The sequence below is a fragment of the Mycolicibacter kumamotonensis genome (genome assembly GCF_002086285.1).
Taxonomy (GTDB): Bacteria; Actinomycetota; Actinomycetes; order Mycobacteriales; family Mycobacteriaceae; genus Mycobacterium; species Mycobacterium kumamotonense.
In genome coordinates this window covers 9,133-28,219 of sequence record NZ_MVHU01000034.1, presented here as the reverse complement: position 1 = coordinate 28,219, position 19,087 = coordinate 9,133, and the positions used below count along the sequence as shown (strand labels likewise).

Annotated in this window: 12 protein-coding genes and 1 pseudogene; 5 read left to right on the top strand and 8 right to left on the bottom strand. The window is 67.4% G+C overall.

What is annotated here, in order from left to right:
• Positions 1 to 46: 46 nt before the first annotated feature.
• The 3 genes from BST28_RS18585 to BST28_RS18575 all read right to left on the bottom strand — a co-directional run bounded on the left by BST28_RS18585 (position 47) and on the right by BST28_RS18575 (position 1,363).
• Entirely contained in the window at positions 47 to 250 is a 204-nt protein-coding gene (locus tag BST28_RS18585) for a hypothetical protein (protein ID WP_083082239.1), read from the bottom strand.
• Positions 247 to 1,020, bottom strand: a complete 774-nt coding sequence (locus BST28_RS18580) for a Rha family transcriptional regulator (RefSeq protein ID WP_234808325.1) — start codon at positions 1,018 to 1,020, stop codon at positions 247 to 249. The genes BST28_RS18585 and BST28_RS18580 overlap by 4 nt, the downstream gene beginning before the upstream one ends.
• 91 nt (positions 1,021 to 1,111) lie before the next feature.
• On the bottom strand, positions 1,112 to 1,363 hold the full coding sequence (locus BST28_RS18575; RefSeq protein WP_083082236.1) for a helix-turn-helix domain-containing protein: 252 nt from the start codon (positions 1,361 to 1,363) through the stop codon (positions 1,112 to 1,114).
• Positions 1,364 to 1,490: 127 nt separating this feature from the next.
• Here BST28_RS18575 and BST28_RS23750 point away from each other — a divergent pair, with 127 nt between their 5' ends.
• The gene (locus BST28_RS23750) at positions 1,491 to 1,898 is read left to right on the top strand and encodes a hypothetical protein (protein ID WP_133054320.1); all 408 of its coding nucleotides are present in this window, start codon (positions 1,491 to 1,493) and stop codon (positions 1,896 to 1,898) included.
• A 174-nt stretch (positions 1,899 to 2,072) separates the two neighbouring features.
• On the opposite strand, the gene BST28_RS18570 is transcribed toward BST28_RS23750, so the two are convergent.
• Entirely contained in the window at positions 2,073 to 3,425 is a 1,353-nt protein-coding gene (locus tag BST28_RS18570; protein WP_083082234.1) for a tyrosine-type recombinase/integrase, read from the bottom strand.
• Between the two features lie 784 nt (positions 3,426 to 4,209).
• Here BST28_RS18570 and BST28_RS18565 point away from each other — a divergent pair.
• Positions 4,210 to 5,145 carry a hypothetical protein gene (locus BST28_RS18565; protein WP_234808323.1) on the top strand — a complete coding sequence of 312 codons (936 nt, stop codon included), beginning with the start codon at positions 4,210 to 4,212 and terminating at the stop codon, positions 5,143 to 5,145.
• A gap of 82 nt (positions 5,146 to 5,227) precedes the next feature.
• On the opposite strand, the gene BST28_RS18560 is transcribed toward BST28_RS18565, so the two are convergent.
• Positions 5,228 to 5,455: a DUF3618 domain-containing protein gene (locus tag BST28_RS18560; protein ID WP_019736299.1), complete on the bottom strand. Its 228-nt coding sequence runs from the start codon at positions 5,453 to 5,455 to the stop codon at positions 5,228 to 5,230.
• A gap of 96 nt (positions 5,456 to 5,551) precedes the next feature.
• Between BST28_RS18560 and bcp the strand changes: the two genes are divergently transcribed.
• The 3 genes from bcp (at position 5,552) to BST28_RS18545 (ending at position 7,616) form a co-directional block, all read left to right on the top strand.
• Positions 5,552 to 6,025, top strand: coding sequence for a thioredoxin-dependent thiol peroxidase (gene bcp / locus BST28_RS18555; protein WP_065288983.1), 474 nt, complete (start codon positions 5,552 to 5,554; stop codon positions 6,023 to 6,025).
• 85 nt (positions 6,026 to 6,110) lie between these two features.
• Positions 6,111 to 6,584 carry a VOC family protein gene (locus BST28_RS18550; protein ID WP_083082232.1) on the top strand — a complete coding sequence of 158 codons (474 nt, stop codon included), beginning with the start codon at positions 6,111 to 6,113 and terminating at the stop codon, positions 6,582 to 6,584.
• A 51-nt stretch (positions 6,585 to 6,635) separates the two neighbouring features.
• A complete protein-coding gene (locus tag BST28_RS18545) occupies positions 6,636 to 7,616 on the top strand; it encodes a sigma-70 family RNA polymerase sigma factor (protein WP_083082230.1) in 981 nt (326 codons plus the stop codon).
• Here BST28_RS18545 and BST28_RS18540 read toward each other — a convergent pair.
• From BST28_RS18540 to BST28_RS18530, 3 genes and pseudogenes are all read right to left on the bottom strand, one after another.
• Positions 7,605 to 9,076, bottom strand: a pseudogene (locus BST28_RS18540) (dipeptidase). The gene BST28_RS18545 and the pseudogene BST28_RS18540 sit on opposite strands and share 12 nt — an antisense overlap.
• The gene (acpS, locus tag BST28_RS18535; protein WP_019736294.1) at positions 9,030 to 9,422 is read right to left on the bottom strand and encodes a holo-ACP synthase AcpS; all 393 of its coding nucleotides are present in this window, start codon (positions 9,420 to 9,422) and stop codon (positions 9,030 to 9,032) included. The pseudogene BST28_RS18540 and the gene acpS overlap by 47 nt, the downstream one beginning before the upstream one ends.
• Positions 9,423 to 9,433: 11 nt before the next feature.
• The gene (locus tag BST28_RS18530) at positions 9,434 to 18,682 is read right to left on the bottom strand and encodes a type I polyketide synthase (RefSeq protein WP_083082227.1); all 9,249 of its coding nucleotides are present in this window, start codon (positions 18,680 to 18,682) and stop codon (positions 9,434 to 9,436) included.
• Positions 18,683 to 19,087: the final 405 nt, after the last annotated feature.

The window sequence follows — 19,087 nt, the reverse complement described above, 5'->3', positions numbered from 1 at the left end:
ATCAGGTAGGTGATGACCAGCCAAGCCACAGCAGTGGAGTCGGCGATCATGAGGCTGCCCCCGGCTCGTAGGGCTGCGACTCCATCCACGCATCCAACTTGTCGCTGGCGATGCGCGCGTTCTGAATAATGTTGCCCTTGAACGGATTCACTGCCGGAAGCTCACCATCCTTGATAGCTTGGGCGATGCGGCGAGTGTTCTTCGCCCCGATCCGCGCAGCAGCCTCCGAGAGGGTGAGCCAAGTCGTCACGCTGCGACCTCCCGCGCGATCAACCTGGCGATAGCCTCGGCGCCAGCGGGCGTGATCTTGAGCGTGTGCATGACCTCCGAGCCGCGGAACCGAGGGGCCTCATGCACTTCGACGCGGCGGAAGTACCGTTTCTTGTCGGCCTTCTCGCTGTACCGATTGCGGATGACCTTCTTGCCCTGCTTCTCTGACCACCGAGAATCCGATTGGCAGTAGATCCAGTCGCGGGCAATCAGGAGGTCGCGCAGCCACGACTCTTTGATGTTGTTGGTGGATGCGACGGTGGAGAAGCTGAGGAGGTCGGCGTCGGTGACGTAGGTGTCGACGTAGGTAACCTTGGGCGCGTCTTCGGCGGCGCGGGTTTCGAGTTGGTGGATGCGTGACTCGCGGGCCTCGATGACCTTCTGTGATTCGATGAGCGCGGCGGCGATCAGTTCGGGGCCAGTCAACGCTGGCGCCGACTTCTCAGCTAAGGCTTTTCGCATGGCGTAGAACCCGGCGACGAGCCGCTTCTTGAAGTCCCGCACCACCGCGGTGTTCTTCAGGTAGGTCATCAGCAGCGCGGCGGCGGGCTCGTCGAGCTGGGCGACCTCGCGGCGCTGGGTTCCGCCCGCGGTCTCAAAGGGTTGCATTTCAAATGCGACCCTTCCGACCTCGTTCAGATCGGTCAGGTAGTTGCGGATGAGCTGCAAGACGGCGCGGTGCTCGTTGCCGGTCTCGGCGGCGATCACCAGTGACGTGGTGAACGGCTCACCGTCAGCGGCGACGAACACCAGTCCGTCGTTGCTACACTCAAGCTCTGACATATCGATCCTTTCTCGATCGCTTGTCGGGTCGCCCCCGCCCAGCACGGCGGGGGCTTTCTTACGCGGTCTTGACACCGGGCTCGTTGTCCGCACGATGACGGCGCATTAGGTCAGCAATCGACACGCTGAGAATGTCGGCTAGGGCGTCGAGCTCATCGACCGTGAAGGGCACTCGCCCGATCAGACGGCGCGACAATGCTTGTTGAGATATGTTGAGCTGCTTTGCGATTTGGTCTTGACTGAAGCGTCGGCGCGCCATCTCTGCTCGGACGTTTCCACCGACCCTTTGGGACGTTGACTCAAGCGGCATGCATGTTGTCTACCTTGTCAGAAGGTAGATGGTCAACCCCAACACGCCGAGGTAATTGACCCGCTGGTCACGTGAAATTCAGGCAGCAACGTTTGCGCTCACACGCTGAACGGGTAATGTGCACGTCATGGACGTAACGCCGGAGTCGGTCGCAAAGCGGCTGCGTCAGGAACTTCTCCGTCGAGATATTCCGTCGGACACGGAAGCGGCGCGCCAAGCCGGCGTGAAACAACAGTGGCTGTCGCGCCGATTGACCGGCCAAACACCGTGGACCCTGATCGACCTACAGCATGTCTGCGGAGAACTCGACCTCTCGCTGGACTACGTCATCTGCGGCAATCGCGGGGAGGCCAGTATCCCGGTCGAATCACTCGTGAAGCTGCTCGCAGATCATGTCAGCGAGACCTCTGACCCAAAAGCTGAGCGGGCCGCATCAGCCCGCGACACCGAAGCGGCGGCGGCGAAGGCTCGGCGCAGTAAAGCAGATGTCGGGAAGCGCATTGCGCGCGCGGCGGATACGCGTAAGCGCCGATAGGACCAGGTGTGCTTCGGTGTCACTCCAGGTCTCGGACGGGATGGCGTCCAACTCGTCGTGGATTGCATCGAAAACTGTAGGTACACCGTCGTCCATGCAAGCAAACCATAAGTTAATGCACGGTTTTTTTCTATAGTTCTTTGTGAATTACAGGGATGCAACTCATCCACGCCCCTAGCCCAGCAGCTCCGCAAGGTTCCCCATCGCCTCCAAGTGCCGCGTCCGGTCGGCGTGAGCATAGATACGTTGGGAGTCGACGGTCGCATGGCCGAGGATTTCCATGCGGGTCTGCTCATCCACCCCGGCGGCACGCAGAAGCGTGGCGGTGGTGTGCCGCGTGACGTATCGCGGCAACGTCTCCCCCTCACCGATCAGGCCCGCGTCCTGGGCGAGTGACTGCCAAGCCCGATGGTCGGCGCGCGGCCCGATAGGCACGCCACCGCGATGCCAGACAAGATTGTGAGGGTTGGGGCCGGTGTTGTTGTCGCGCAGGACGCGCAGCGCGGTCAGCAGGGGAGCGATGATCGGCACGTCGCGCTCGCCTGCCGCAGTCTTGGGGCGCGTCCAGATGAGCGACCGGTGACACTCTCGCGTCTCAAAGGACGGCGGCAAGTCCCAGCGGCGCTGCGGACACCAACCGGGGCGCTTGCGGCCACACGGATAGCCGTCGTCGCCCTGCTCACCGCAACCGTGCACCTGGGACAGCTCCTGCAACTGCCACGACAGGTCCAAATATCCCTCGTCAAGGTGCACACGATCCCACTCCAGGCCCAGCAGTTCAGCGGGCCGTGCACCGGTCAAGAATGCTGCGGCTCGTAGGGTGGCTTCGGATTCGTCACGTGACGCGAAGGCGGTGCTGAGTAGCTTCTTGACCGACTCCACCGGCAGCCCATCCCGTTTAGTCTTGGCGTATTGCGGCTTGTCGACCAGCTCGGCGACGTTGCGGACCACCACCCCCTCACGCACCGCGTCCTTGAGCGCCTTCTGCAAGATCACGTGGGCCAGCTCGGCGGTGCGGCGCGGCCCGATGGCGGTGTGCATGTCACGAACATGCTGGGGTGTCAGCTTGTCGATGCGCTTGCGTCCGAGCGCGGGAATGATGTGGTTGACGATGCAGGCCCGGTAGTCCTTGATGACGCCGGGGCGCACCTTGCGCTTGGCGTGGATGTTGTCGATCCAGTGCAGCATCCACTTTTCGACGGTGGTCGATGTGGTGACGGCGATGCGGCCGGCGTCGACATCGGCGCGTAACTGTTTCAGTTTGGCGATGGCGACGTTGCGGTCTTTGGATTTGACGGTACGGGTGCGGCGTTCGCCGTCGGCGGATGCGAGTTCGACGCGGCCGATCCAGGTGCCGTCGGCGCGTTGGAAGAACGAGCCTTCGCCGCGTGTGCGGCGGGGCCGCTCGCGGTACTGCTGGCACTTGCAGCGTTCGCACGCGCCTTCGTTGGGGTGGGATGCGTGGACGTGTCCACAGGCGCATGTGGGGCGCTTCTTGGTTTTGTCGTCGGCGATGGGTTTCGGCATCAGTGCGCTGCACCTCCTTGCGGGTACTCTACAGGGCACCCTATGGGGCTTCAGTGAAAGTGCGCCTTACTGCACTCGACTGCGCCTGACCAGCATGTTTGACAGGGGCACTGCTGGTATGCAGCCTAACACCGACTGACTCTTAATCAGCGGGTCCGGGGTTCGAAACCCTGACGGCGCACAGTTCAGAGGCATTTCACCGTTCTGCGGTACCCCCAGGTGTGCACATTCAAGCGCAAGACGGGCCGCGTTATCCACATGGCACCCCGGGCGGGCCATTGGCCGACGTCTCGACTCATATGCCGCCGTGGATGACCGATCAGGTCGCCCTCTCGTGGCCTTGGCCCGGAAGTCCTTCGCACAACGGGGCGGCCTCACACCCGCCTCAGGCGTGGCGCCACAACCTGAACAGTGGGTGTGTTCGCTGGTTTGGCCACGTTGAGGGCGTACGCAACTGGGTCATCGGGGCTGCAACGTGGCTTCGGTAGGCGCATTGCGACGTCGCAACGAGGTTTGCCGAACCCGACTGAGTGGGTCGAAAGCACGAGCGGGCGCTGAGGCAAAACCTCACACATTCCTAATGTTCACCTAGCATTGCTCTAGTTAGGTTAGGTTTCCCTATGAACGGCGGTTATTCTCATCCTCGCAGGATTCTGCATCCTAACTCTCGGGTGCAGTACAGCAAATTGACAAGGAGCTAGCTGTGGACTTCGTCTTACATCCCGATACGACCAGTCGCGGTACCGACCGGGCGCCCCGGATCGCGGCCGCCGGGATCGCTTTGGTGGGAGCGGGCCTGATCGCCGTCCATCCGGTTGCGCCGGTCCTGCAGGACTTCCGGCACCAGGCTGTGCAGTTGACGAGCTGGGAATCGCTGTTCGAAAAGACCAACGAGAGCATTGCCGCGCTGATGGCGAACTCCAACGTCAACGCGCTGCTGGAACAGTACGCCAGCAACCAGAGCGACTACAGCCAGCTGATCATCGGCATGGAGAACGTCCCGCTGGACCACCGGGAGGGTATGGAGCCGCGGTTCGTCACCTCGGGCCTCGCCGGCGTCAACAAGGCGATCGACCTCATGGTCAACGGGGATGGCGGCCAGGCGATCGTCGATGGAGAACACCTCCGGTACCCGGGGCTGGAGGAGCTGTCGAATCAGGTATCCGAGTCACTCCAGAACGGGGACATCTTCGGAGCCTTCAACCACGTGAACATCTGGCTGCTGTACGGCCTCGAGGACCTCGGCAAAGCCCTGGGCCCGGTGCTGTCCATCCCCGCCCTGGAGGCGATGAACCAGTCGAGCCTGCTGAACGAGTTCATCGGCCCTCTCGACGGTTGGGCATTTATCAAGCACACCAGCGATGCGCTGATGGCGCCGACAATCGGTGCCGTGTACCAGCTGGCCGAGAACATCGGCGCTGCATCCGGCGGCGACCTGGGGGCGCTGTTCAACCTGCCCGCTGACGTGCTGAACAGCTACCTCAACGGGTATGTCGTGCCCGAGACCGGCGAGGTCTTCACAGGTTTGCTCACCGAAGGTGGCATCTTCGACCTGATGACGAACGAGTGGGCGGCAAGGGCGGCCGAGGCGATCACGGTGGGCACCGCGCATCTGCCGGTCAACGCCGTAGACCTCCCTGACCCCGGGGTGGCTGGACCTGACCTGTTCGACGCCGACTTCCTGTCGGGCCTGTTCGACGGCAGCTTCTGGGGCATCTGAGCAACGGGTGCACAACGGCCGGGAAGGAACCTTTGTCCTTCCCGGCCGTTGCGTTGAGCGTGATATCGCGCGGGCTATGGCTTCAGCGGTTGCGGATTCGCCGGATCGCCAACACCACAAGCAGGCCGCCGGCCCCGGCCAGGGAGACCATCACCACCGGCTGGGTGACGAAGCCGACAATCCGGGTCTTGGCCCGCTCAGCCAGGTGACGGGGGTTGGCCCGGTCCGCGAGAATGTCCACCGTCGACGCCAACTGCTCACGCGCCTGGTCGATGTCCTTCTTGATCCGCTCGGGATCGCGTTCCGCCACTGTCGTCCTCCCTGTCCACCCGATGCTGCCCCTGCCGAACTACCCTAGAGCAGCCGGGCTTGGTCTCACGCTCCGGCGAGCAGAAAGGGGTAGTTGTTGACCGACACCGCACGCCTGGCGCCCGGCGATGAAGCGCCCGCGTTCAGCCTTCCCGACGCCGATGGCAACACCGTGTCATTGGCCGACTACCGGGGCCGACGCGTCGTCGTCTACTTCTACCCGGCGGCCTCGACCCCCGGCTGCACCAAGCAGGCCTGCGACTTCCGGGACAACCTGCGTGACTTCAACGACGCCGGGCTCGACGTCATCGGCATCTCCCCCGACAAGCCGGCCAAGCTGGCCAAGTTCCGCGACGCCGAGGCACTGACGTTCCCGCTGCTGTCCGACCCCGACCGCAGCGTGTTGACGGCCTGGGGTGCCTACGGCGAAAAGAAGATGTACGGCAAGGCCGTGCAGGGCGTCATCCGCTCGACGTTCGTCGTCGACGAGAAGGGCAAGATCGCCGAGGCCCAGTACAACGTGCGGGCCACCGGGCACGTGGCCAAACTGCGGCGGGATTTGTCGATTTAGCGCTTCGCGATGAGTTTTCGTCTCGGGACCGGTCGATATATCCGAGAGCCAACCGGCTCACCGATGGCCCCGAGAGGAGCAGACGATGCCCACGACCCGTATCGGCTTGTGGTTTGACACCCAAGCACTGGAAGCCGCCGAATACTACGTGGCGATCTTCCCCAACTCCGAGATCAGCCATGTCTCCTATTGGGGTCCGGAGAACCCCGACCGCCAAGGCACCCCCCTGGTGGTGTTGTTCACTCTCGACGGCAGTGAGTTCTCGGCCGTCAACGGCGGCCCGGACTTCCCGTTCACCGAGGCGATCTCGATCGAGATCGAGTGCGCTGATCAGGCCGAGCTCGACTACTACTGGGACGCCCTGTCACGCGGTGGCAGTGAGGTGCAGTGCGGGTGGCTCAAAGACCGCTACGGATTGTCGTGGCAGGTCACACCGCGGCGGCTGGGTGAACTGATGACCGATCCAGACCCGGCGCGGGTGCAACGCGTCAAGGAAGCCATGTTCGCGATGGTCAAACTCGATGTCGCCGCCTTGGAGGCAGCAGCCGAGGCAGGGTGAACCGGCCGCTCGGTGCTGGCCGCACGGCGTGCCGGCCGGTAGCGTGGGCGTATGCCGGGGTCGCAGACGGCCGCAGATTTCGACGTTGTCTCCCTTCTGGATCCGTTTCGCCGTGAGGTCCGTGCCCATTGCTATCGGATGACCGGCTGTCTGCACGAAGCCGAGGACTTGGTGCAGGAGACCTATCTGCGGGCGTGGCGCTCGTTCCAGGATTTCGAACATCGATCTTCGGTGCGCACCTGGCTGTACCGCATCGCCACCAACGTGTGCCTGAGCTATCTGGACCAACGGCGACGCCGTCCGCTACCGACCGGCCTGGGCGCTCCGGCCGCCGACGCTGCTCACCGGCCCGAAAAGGACGCGTCGACACTGTGGTTGGAACCCGTCCCCGACACGTGGTTGTGGACAAGCGAACCGCCCCACCCCGAAGAGCGTGCCATCAGCCGAGAGTCGGTGCGGATCGCGTTCATCGCCGCGCTGCAGCACCTGACCGCACAGCAACGCGCCGTGCTGCTCATGCGCGATGTGCTTGCCCTCCGCGCCGGGGAGGTGGCCGAGGCGCTGGGACTGTCGGTCGCCGCGGTGAACTCGACATTGCAACGGGCCCACGCGCGCATGGGCGAGGTCGCCGATCTCGCCACTCCCACCGAACCAGACACGCACCAGCACCGTCGGCTGCTCGCGGCATATCTGCGCGCTTTCGAGAACTACGACGTGCCGGCCATCGTCGAACTACTGGCAGCCGACGTGGTCTGGGAGATGCCCCCGTTCCCCGGCTGGTATCAGGGCGCCGTACAGGTGGGCACCTTGATCGGCACATGGTGTCCGGCCCAGGGAATCGGTGACATGCGAATGGTGCCGACAGCGGCGAACGGGCTGCCCGCCTTTGCGGTCTACCTGCGCGAAGAAGAGGGTGTGCACCAGGCCTTCCAGCTACAGCAGCTGCACATCGGGCCGAATGGAATCGAACGGGTCACCGCCTGGTTTACCCCCGAGTTGTTCGCAGCGTTCGGCTTACCGTCAACGATGTGATGCGGCGCCCAGCTTTTCCAGCAGCAGCGCCTCGGCCGTAGCGGCGCGCTCCAGCACTCCCAGGTGCAGGCTCTCGTTGATGCTGTGTGCTTGGGTGCCCGGGTCTTCGACGCCGGTGACCAGGATGGTGGCCTGCGGGTAGGCAGCGGCGAATTCCGCGATGAACGGGATCGAACCGCCCATGCCCATGTCCACCGGGTCGGCGCCCCACGCCTGGCGGAAAGCGTCCCTGGCCGCATCGTAGACCGGACCGGTGGCGTCGATAGCGTAGGGCTCGCCGACGTCCCCGGGGGTGACCGTCACCTGCGCTCCCCACGAAACATGCTGTTCCAGATGGGTTTTCAGGGCCTCCAGATGGACGGCAGCGTCGCCGCCGGGAGCCACCCGCAGGCTGACCTTGGCCCGCGCCCGCGGGATCAGCGTGTTCGAGGACGCCGCCACGCTGGTGGTGTCGATACCGATGACGGTGATCGCGGGTTTGGCCCACAACCGCTGCGGCACCGAACCGGAACCGATCTCGGTGACCCCATCCAGCAGGCCGGCGTCGGCGCGTACCCGATCGGGCGGGTAATCGACTGGCGCAGCGACGCTTTCGTGCAGGCCGGCAACGGCGACGTTGCCGTCGTCGTCGTGCAGGCTGGCCAACAACCGCACCAGCACGCTCAGCGCGTCGGGCACCACCCCGCCCCACAACCCGGAGTGCAGCCCGTGGTCGAGGGTGGCGACTTCGACGACACAGTCGACCAGCCCGCGCAGCGACACCGTAAGCGAGGGAATCTCGGTGCTCCAGTTGTCGGAGTCGGCGATGACGATCACGTCGGCTCTCAGCGCCTCGCGGTGCGCGGACAGCAGCGCGCTCAGCGACGGCGAGCCGGACTCCTCCTCGCCTTCGACGAAGACCGTCACCCCCACCGGAGGACGGCCGCCGTGTGCGCGGAACGCCGCCAGATGCGTTGCGATACCGGCCTTGTCGTCGGCGGTGCCGCGGCCGTAGAGCCGCCCGTCGCGTTCGGTGGCCTCGAACGGCGGCGACGCCCACTGGCCGGCGTCGCCTTCGGGCTGCACGTCGTGGTGGGCGTAGAGCAGCACGGTCGGCGCGCCTTCGGGTGCCGGGTAGCGGGCGATGACCGCGGGCGCCCCGCCCTCCGCAACGATCTGCACGTCGGGAAATCCCGCCTGGCCCAGCAGGCTTGCGCTCAGTTCCGCGCTGTGCTGCACCTCGGTGCGCCGTGCCGGGTCGGCCCACACCGACTCGATGCGCACCAGCTCCTCCAGGTCGGCCCGCACCGACGGCAGCACGTCACGCACCCGCTGGATCAGATCACTCACCGCGCCAGTATCCCTCCCCCGCGAGCAGACGCAGAATCGCATGCCTGAGGCGTCCGGAGTGCGATTCTGTGTCTGCTCGGGAAGTTAACCGACCTCCAGGATGGCGACGGCGGCGGCGGTGTCGGCCTCATGGGTGAGCGACACATGGATCGTCACGTCGGCCAGGTGCCGGGCGATCTCACCGGAGAGCCGCACCTTCGGGCGGCCCCACATATCGGTGACCACCTCGATGTCGCGGTGAATCGCCTCCGGCAGCACCGGTTTCTGGGCGAACCGCGACCCCGACCACGCCTTGATCACCGCTTCCTTGGCCGCCCACCGGGCCGCCAGGTGCCGTGCCGCCGACGAACTCTTGTCGGAGGCATCCCGGCGCTCACCGGGGGTGAACGTCTCGGCGAAAACCGTTCCGGGCTGGTCGACCTGCTCAGCGAAGTCGGGAATCGAGACAAGGTCGATCCCGACACCAACGATTGCCACGGGAGTTAACGCTAACCGATGTAGACGTCGCCGTCGCCGAGCCGGGCCGCGGGGTTGAGCAGCATCGCCGACTCCTGCCGCTTCTCCGATGTGTCGTGGTCGAACCGCCGGTCGGCGGGCCGCTCATACATCGGCTTACCACCGGCGATCGCCGAGGCCAGCCGGCGCTGCCCGGCGAGCACCCGGCTGGATGCCTGCTCCAGGTAGGCCTCGCGCTGACCCGGGTTCAGTGCGGCCAGGAACGCCTGCGGGTGTACCAACGCCACCAGACCGGAGACGTGGCCGAACCCGAGGCTGGTGACCAGCCCGGCCTTGAGCGGGAACTTGTCCCCGAGATGCAGGGGCTCTCGCACCCACACGAAGTGCCCGGCGGTGGCCAGCTCGTCGTCGACGCAGTCCAGGCTGCGGTTGGGCGGGATGACCCCGTCGCGCAGCACCTGGCACAGCCCCATCAGCTGGAAGACCGCCGCACCGCCCTTGGCATGGCCGGTCAGGCTCTTCTGGCTGACCACGAACAGCGGAGCGCCATCGGAGCGGCCCAGCGAGTCGGCCAGCCGCTCGTGCAGCTCGGTCTCGTTGGGGTCGTTGGCCAGCGTCGAGGTGTCGTGCTTGGAGATCACCGCGATGTCGTCGGCGCCGACACCCAGCTTCGCCAGCGAGCGGGCCAGCATCGAGTCCTTGCCGCCCCGGCCGGCACCCAATGCACCCAGGCCCGGGGCCGGGATGGAGGTGTGCACACCGTCGGCGAAGCTCTGCGCGTAGGCCACCACCGCCAGCACCGGCAGACCCATCTTGGCCGCCAGGTCGCCGCGAGCCAGCAGGATGGTGCCACCACCCTGAGCCTCGACGAAACCCAGCCGGCGCCGGTCGTTGGCGCGGGAGAACTTCGAGTCGCTGATTCCCTTGGCGCGCATCATCTCGGTGTCGGCAGTGGCCGCCATGTCACCGAAGCCGATGATGGCCTCCAGGGTCAGGTCGTCGTAGCCGCCGGTGACCACCAGCTCGGCCTTGCCCAGCCGGATCTTGTCGACACCCTCCTCGACCGATACCGCCGCCGTGGCACAGGCGGCCACCGGGTGGATCATCGCGCCGTAGGACCCGACGTAGCTCTGAACCACGTGCGCGGCAACGACGTTGGGCAGGACCTCCTGCAGGATGTCGTTCGGCTTGGCCCGGCCCAGCAGGTTGCCGTGGTACATGGTCTGCATCGAGGTCATGCCGCCCATACCGGTGCCCTGGGTGCTGGCCACCAGTGACGGGTGCACCCAGCGCATCAGCTCAGTCGGGGTGAAGCCGGCCGACAGGAACGCGTCCACGGTCGCGACGATGTTCCACAGCGCCACCCGGTCGATGGAGGTGGCCATGTCCTGGCTGATCCCCCACACCGTCGGGTCGAACCCGGTCGGGATCTGGGCGCCCACGGTGCGCGACAGCTTGCTCTTGCGCGGCACTCGGATCTCGGTGCCCGCCTTGCGGATCACCTGCCAGTCCGACGAGTCCGGCACCGGCCGCACCACGGTGTGCTCGGGGTCGAACTCGACGAACGCCCGCGCGTCGGCCTCGCTGGAGACCACGAACGAGAAGTCCTTGTCCAAGAACACACTGACCAGCAGCGGCGAGGCGTGGTCGGGGTCGATCGCGCCGTCGTCGACGAATTCGCGGATCCCGACCCGCTCCACAACGGTGTCGTGGTAGCGCTCGACCAGTTCGGACTCGTCGACGAGTTCACCGGATTCGGTGTCGTACCAGCCCGGGGTCGGGTCGTCTTCCCACTTGATCAGTCCGGTGGTCCAGGCCAGCTCCAGCACCCCGGCGGCCGACAGCTCGCCGGAGACCTCCATCTCGAACCGGGTGCGCGACGAGCCCAGCGGGCCGAGCTCCGCACCGCCGACGATGACCACCAGGTCGGCCGGGTCGACGTCGAGGTCGGCCCAGGCCGGCGGGGGCGCCGGGGTGTAGCCGCGCGGCGGGCTGGGCAGTGCCGCAATGGTGTTGGCGGATTCTGCGGCGTCGTCGTCGGCTGCCGCGTCGGCGGTCATCTCCTCGCGGGCCTTGGCGGCCAGCTCGGCCATGTCCAGGTCCGCCTCGGCCAGACCACCGGTCAGGTCGGCCTCGATGGGCGCGTTGGCCGCTGCCACCTTGGACTCGACGTCGCACAAGCCCAGCAGCATGGCCGCCATCTGCTCCGTGGAGTAGGTGGTGACTCCGGCCTCCTCGACGGCGTCGACGATGACGTCGTTGTGGCCCATCAGGCCGGTGCCGCGCGTCCAGCCGATCAGGGCGTGCGCGAGGCTGACCCGAGACGCCCAGGACGACTCGGCCTTCCAGCGCGCCACCACCGCGTCCAGCGACGCCTTGGCCTCGCCGTAGGCGCCGTCACCGCCGAACATGCCGCGGTTGGGCGAGCCGGGCAGCACCACGTGCAGCCGGGAGGCGATGTCGCGTTCGGCGCCGATCTTCGACAGGCCGCCGATGAGGCGCTGCACCGCCCACAGCAGCACCTTCATCTCCATCTCGGCACGCGAGCCGGCCTCCGACAGGTCGCCGATCACCCGCGGTGCCGCGAACGGGAACAGCAACGTCGGGGTCTGCGCGTCCTTGAGGTGAATCGACTGCGGCCCAAGGTTTTCGGACTGCTCGCTGCCCACCCATTCGACGAGCGCATCGATGTCGGAGTAGGAGGCCATGTTGGCCGGAACCACCCACAGCGCCGCGCCGAAGCGGGCGTGGTCGCGGTAGAGGGTGCGGTAGAAGCCCAGGCGCTCGTCGTCGAGCCGGGACGTGGTCGCGATGACGGTCGCCCCACCGTCGAGCAACTGGCCGACCACCGACGCGGCGATCGAGCCCTTCGACGCACCGGTCACCACCGCGACCTCGTCGCAGTAGCGGCCCCGGCCCGGGTTCTCCGCGCCGGCGGCGATCCGGGCGAACAGCGACGCATGAATCTGGCGTCCCTCCGCCAGGGCCCGGCCCTGCCACCAGGTGGCCTGGGTGGCCACGACGTGCCCGGCGCCCTCGAATCGTTCGGAGAGCTGCAGCCAGTCGGCGTCGATGTCGCCCTCATCGGTCAGCCACAGCTTCACCAGATCTTCGCGGGCGCTGGCCCAGCGGTCATCGAACAGCACCGCCTTGCGCGCGTCGAACGCGGGCGCAACCAGGCGGGGCCAATCCGACCCCAGTTCGGCGGTCACCAGGTCGATCAGCTCGGCGTCGGTGGCGGCCTCCGGTGCACTCGCCACGTCGTCGAGGCCGAGTTGCCCCAGCACCAGCCGGGCCGCCGAAGCCAGCACACCGTCGCGGCCGGTGATCTGGGCGGTGAATTCGCCCAGCGCGGCGGCATCCACCGTGGCACCGCCGCCCCCGCCTGCCGACGGCAGGCTCACCGCGACACCGCGCCGTGCGGCGACGGCCTGCACGGCCGCATCGATGACCTTGTCGACGGCCGCGGCGTCAGCCAACGCACCCTCGTGCAGCCCGCCCAGGGCGCCGCCCCGGACGCTGGTGCCTTCGCGGGTGCCCAGCGCGACCTCCACGGTGACGTGCTTGGCCCAGCCGTCGCCGAGCTCCCAGGTCTTCTTGACCCGTTCGGCGATGGCACCGGGCCTCTTACCGGAGGGCCCGAGGACGGTGCGCAGCTGGTCGTTGATCGCGTCGGTCAACACCGGCCCGTACGGCTTGTAGGTGCGCGCCAGCTTGGTCACCTGTGACTTCAGCCCGGACAGGTCGGCCTCGGCGGCCCCGTCGATGGCACCCAGGTTCAGCTCTGAACCCAGGTCCACCAGCAACTGGTTGCGCCGCGACGACGCGCCGTCGGTGATGGACTCGATCGAGTCCAGTGCCTCGATCTGGTCGATGCGCATCTTGGCGCTCAACGCGATCAGCGCGCAGGTGGCGTCGGCGGCGTCGAACGCGATGTCGTCGGGGCGCGGAGCACCCGCCGGAGCCGCGGCGGGAGCCGGAGCGGCGGCGACGGCGACCTCAGCCGCCGGGCCGTCCGACGGCGCGGCAGCCTCAACCGGTGCTTCCTCTTCGGGTTCCGGCTCCGGGTCGGTGTCGCTGGCGAACAGCACCGCGGCGTCGCGCTCGGCGTTGAGCACTTCCACTGTGCTGTGGGCGTACTCGGGCAACTTGAGCGTGTTGGTGGCCAGTCCGGCGACGGTCGGGGCGGACTTCACCCCGATCTCGACGAACCGCTCCACGCCCAGGCCGCCGGCGGCCTGTTCGATGAACAGCAGATCCTGGGTCTCGATCCAGCGCACCGGGCTGGCGAACTGCCAGGCCAGCAGCTCGATGACGATCTTGCGGCACAATTCGCGCGGCTTCTCGTTACGCCAGGTGTCATAGTCGGCCAGGACCTCATCGAGCGGCTCGGCCGGCACCAGATCGCGAATCTCCTGGATGAACTCGCGGTCCAGCGAGAACGGCTTGGGCACCAGGTTGGGGATGTAGCGGCCGATGATCAGGTCGGGATCCTTGTCCCGCGGCATCACCCGCTCCAGGGAGCGCCGGAAGTCGTCCACACCGATACGCAGCACCTCGGAGTGGAACGGCACGTCGATGCCGGGCACCAGGATGAACGAGCGCTTACCGCCGGAGATCTCGCGGCGCCGCTCGACCTCCTCCTCGAGGGCTTCCAGACCGGCCACCGTGCCGGCGATCGCGTACTGCGAACCACGCAGGTTGAAGTTCACGATCTGCAGGAATTCCCCGGTGCGCTCGGCGATCTCGGCGACGAAGTCCTTGACGTCGGCGTCGTCGAGATCGATCTGCGACGGCCGGATGGCGGCCAGCCGGTAGTTGGAGCGCCCCATGGCGTCACGCGGCACGATGTCGTGCATCTTCGAGCCGCGGTGGAACACCACCTCCAGCAGCGCCTCCAGTTCGTAGACACCGCTGACGCACGCCAGGGCGGTGTACTCGCCCACGGAGTGACCACAGGCGATCGCGCCTTCGACGAACGCGCCCTGCTCACGCATCTCGGCGACCTGCGCGGCCGCCACCGTGGCCATTGCCACCTGGGTGAACTGGGTCAGGTACAGCACGCCTTCGGGGTGCTGGTAGTGCACGCCGGAAGCGATAAGGCTGGTCGGGTTGTCCCGCACCACGTGCAGCACCGAGAAGCCCAGGGTTTCGCGGGTGAACTTGTCCGCGGAGTCCCAGACCTTGCGGGCGGCCTTGGAGCGGGCCCGGACCTCCATGCCCATGCCCTTGTGCTGGATACCCTGCCCGGGGAAGGCGTAGACGGTCTTGGGGGCGGTCAGTCGGGCGGTCGCCGACATCACCAGGTTCGAGCCGATCCGCGCCGAAACCTCCAAAACCTCTGCGCCGAGGTCGATTCCAACCCGGTCGACTCGGAAGTCGACCTCGTCGCCGGGCTTGACCATGCCTAGGAAGCGGGCGGTCCAGCCGACCAGCCGCGCCGGCGGGCGGGCCTGCCCGTCGGTAGCGGTTACCACGTGCTGGGCCGCGGCCGACAGCCACATGCCGTGCACGATGGGCGATTCCAAGCCGGCCAGCAGCGCGGCGGCCCGGTCGGTGTGGATGGGGTTGTGGTCCCCGGACACCACCGCGAACGGCCGCATGTCGACCGGCGCCGTCACGGTGACGTCGCGCCGGCGGCGGCGCGGGGTGTCGGTGGCGTTGTCGGAGACCGCGCCACCCGCCCGGACCGGGTCGGCCAGTTCCGCGGCACCGGTGCGCCCACGGATTGCGAAGCGTTCCTCGAGGGTGGCCAGCACCGTTCCATCGGTGGCGTCGACCGTGACCGAGACCGGGACGACGCGGCCGACCTCGGTGTCGGTGGCCGCTGAAGCCGTTGCGGTGACGGTCAATTCGGCGGGCACGTCCGGCAGTGCTGCCAGCAGGTGTGCGGCGTGGTCCAGGTGCACCAGTGACAGCAGGCCCTCCACGACCGGGAACCCGGCGTCGGTGGTGGCCGAGCCGATCGCGGCGAACACCGCGGGCCAGCACCGTCCGACCAGCGCATCTGGCACGGTGGACAGGCCGGGCGCCAGCGGGGCGCCGAACGTGGCGGTCACCCCGGTGTGGTCGGCGACCTGCTCGGGGTTCCAGTCCACCGTCACGGTGGCCGAGCCGTCGACCACCGGCGGCAGTGCGGCGGGTCCGTCGACCCCGGCGGCGATGGCCAGCACCGCGCGCATGGCGGCGGCGGCGTCCTCGGTGGAGACCAGCGGGGCAGCGCCGTCGGCGGCGGCTGCCGGAACGGTGAAGCGGATGTCGATCCAGACGCCGGACAGCGGAACACTCAGCACGACAGTGGATTCCGACACGACCTCGAGACGTGCCCCGGTCGTCGGGTGAGTGGCCGCGCGGTTCTCCTGCACCTGCCACTCGGTGGAGGCACCGATCCGGTGCACCGGGTTGGTGGCGGTACGCCCCGCCCACAGCACGTCGGGGGCGTCGAGCAGCACGGCCAGCGGGCCGGTCACGTCGGTGCGGCCCTGACGGCGCGCCGAGACCGGGGTGGGCTGTGCACCGGAGGCCAGCACCTGGTCGATCGCCGCCTGCTCGAAGCGGTCCAGCAACTCGCCGACCGGCTCGTCGACCCGGGTGATACCGGCGACGGCGGTGATACCGGGAATTATGCAGACCTGGTCGGCGGTGTAGCGGGCATCGTGCGCCTGCCACAGCGAGTCGCTGCGCCACCAGCGCCGCACGTCCTTGTCGATCACAGGCACGAAGTTGACCGGCTTGCCCGGGGTCTTGCACAGCTGGGTGAAGAACGGCGCGTCGGCGGGGTGCAGCAGGACCGTCTCGGCATCGGGGTAACGGGCCACCAGCGCGGCGATGGCATCTGCCGGGCTCTCCAGAATCGCCTGCCCCTCTTCGGAATCGGCGAACAGCGTCTCGATCGGGCCGGACTCGACCTCGTTGAGTCGGGCTTCGGCGCGCTGCAGCATCGAGCCGAACCGCTCCCGCCAGGTGTCGGCCAGCCAGGGGCTGTCCGGTGAGGCGGTGTCGGCGGTCGAGTCGCCGTCACCGATCGCCAGCTCCACGTAGCGGCGCAGCCACTGCGCATAGGTCATCTCAGTGACGTCGCCGAAGTACGGCTTGGCGGTGGCGGCCAGTGCGGCGATGATCTCGTCGCGGCGGGCTTCGACCGCATCGCCGTCGCCGGCGACCTCGTCGAGCAGCCGGCCGCAGCGGGAGGCGGTGTTGTCGATCTCGTGGATGTCGGCACCGAGCTGGCTGCGCGATGAGGCCATGCCGCCCTGGGCTTTTCCTGCGCCGATCCAGTGGTCGGTGCCCTTGGTCTCGACCAGCATCTGCTTGACCGCCGGCGAGGTGGTGGCCTCTTTGGTGGCCATCGCCGCGGTGCCGACGAGGATGCCGTCGACGGGCATCAACGGGAATCCGTATTCCTGCGACCACTGCCCGGACAGGTATTCGGCGGCCCGCTCGGGGGTGCCGATGCCACCGCCGACGCAGAGCGTGATGTTGGGCTGCGAACGCAGCTCGGAGTAGGTCGCCAGCAGCAGGTCGTCAAGGTCTTCCCAGGAGTGGTGCCCACCGGCGCGGCCGCCTTCGACGTGCGCGATCACCGGCGTGGTCGGTACCTCGGCGGCGATGCGGATCACCGAACGGATCTGCTCGACGGTGCCCGGTTTGAAGACCACATGGCTGATACCGGCCTCGTGGAGCTCGGAGATCAGCTCGACGGCTTCCTCGAGCTCCGGGATGCCGGCGCTGATCACCAGTCCGTCGAACGGGGCGCCCGACTGACGGGCCTTCTGCACCAGCCGCTTTCCGCCGACCTGCAACTTCCACAGGTAGGGGTCTAAGAACAGCGAGTTGAACTGGACGGTGCGACCCGGTTCCAGCAGGGTGGTCAGCTCGGCGACCCGGTCGTTGAAGATCTCCTCGGTGACCTGCCCGCCGCCGGCCAGCTCGGACCAGTGCCCGGCGTTGGCGGCCGCGGCGACGATCTTGGCGTCGACGGTGGTCGGCGTCATGCCGGCCAGCAGGATCGGCGACCGGCCGGTCAGGCGAGTGAACTTGGTGTCGAGCTTGACCCTGCCGTCGGGCAGCTGCACCACCGACGGGGCGTAGCTCGTCCAGGGCCGGGCCACCTCCGGTACGGCCCCGATGGTGAACAGGTTGCGCTGCCCGCCCCGGGTGGCCACCGGAACGATCCCGATGCCCAGGCCGCGAATCACCGGTGCGGTCAGCCGGGTCAGGATGTCGCCGGGGCCCAGGTCCAGGATCCAGCGGGCCCCTGCTTCGTGCAGAGCGGTGATCTCGTCCACCCAGTCGACCTGGCCCACCAGGATCGACTCGGCCATCGAACGGGCCAAGGCGACACCGTCGGCGTCGAAGCCCACCTGCGCGGCCCATTGGCCGACGAGCTCGATGCCGTCGGACAGCCGCGGCGAGTGGAATCCGACCTCGACCTGCACCGGCTCGAAGACCGGCGCGAAGACCGCGCCGCCGCGCAGCTTGTTCTTGCGCTCGGCGGCCTCTTTGTCGGCGATCTGTTCGCAGTACAGCTCGAAGCGCGACAGCTGCTCGGGGGTGCCGGTGATGACGACGGCACGACGACCGTTGCGGATGGACAGCACCGGCGGCAGCACGGTGCGCACATCGGTGGCGAACTCCTCCAACAGCTGGTGGATGCGCTCCGGGTCAGCATTGGTGACCGAGACCATGGGCGGGCGGTCGCCCAGGATCGAGATGCCGCGGCGGCGGGCGACCAGAGTCCCGGCGGCGCCCACCAGCTGCGCGATCGCCAGCAGCTGCACGTCGGTGGCGCCGTCGGCCTTCAGCGACTCCACGGCCAGGACGCCCTGCGAATGCCCGGCGACGGCCACCGGCGGGTGCGCCGACAGGTCCAGACCCTGGCGTTCCAGCGCCCGTACCGCGGCGATCTGGGTCAGCAGGACCCCCGGCACCGACACCGCGGCCGAGGTCAGCTGCTTGGCCGAGGGGATCGGGTCCTCGGCTGCCAGCGCCCGCACCCACTGCAGCGGCTCGAAGCCGATCGGCCGGACCACGACGAGTTCCTTGGCGACCGGCTCCAGCAGCAGGTCGGCCTCACCGGCCAGCGTGGCCAGTTCGGTCTCGATACCGGCCGAGGACACCAGCTCCTCGAGCGATTCCAGCCAGGCGCTGCCCTGGCCGCCGAAGGCGACCGCGTACGGCTCACCGGCCGTCAGACGATCCACCAGGGCGGACGAGGCGTTGGCGAACGGCCCCGAGCCAGCGCCGTCGGCGGACACCCGGTCATGTTCGTGGATCGTCACGTTAAATATCTCCCCTGCTCTGGCACGTCGCGTCTTGTGTCGTCGCCTGCCGGCATGACCGGCTGGGCCCCTCGTCGGGCAGCGGGCTCTCGCGTCGTCGCGGCCGCGCTACAGCAGTAAGAGTGTCATAAGAACCTGTGCCGTTTCTGCAGCTAATTGGTTACTCATGAGTTCTACGGCCGGGTAACCCACCTGCGGATATCACGGGCTCCCAGGGCGTCGCGATCATCGGAGATCAAAGTTCCTGCGTGCGCGGGGTTACGGTCGAGTAGCCACAACTGCGCTGATCAAGGCTGCATTGTTATCTAATCGTTATGTTTGAATCCGCTCGGCCACAGCCGTTGTTGACACCTGAAGTCGCAGTGTCAACCGGGCACCGTGATTCTCGCCACCCGCCACACCCTG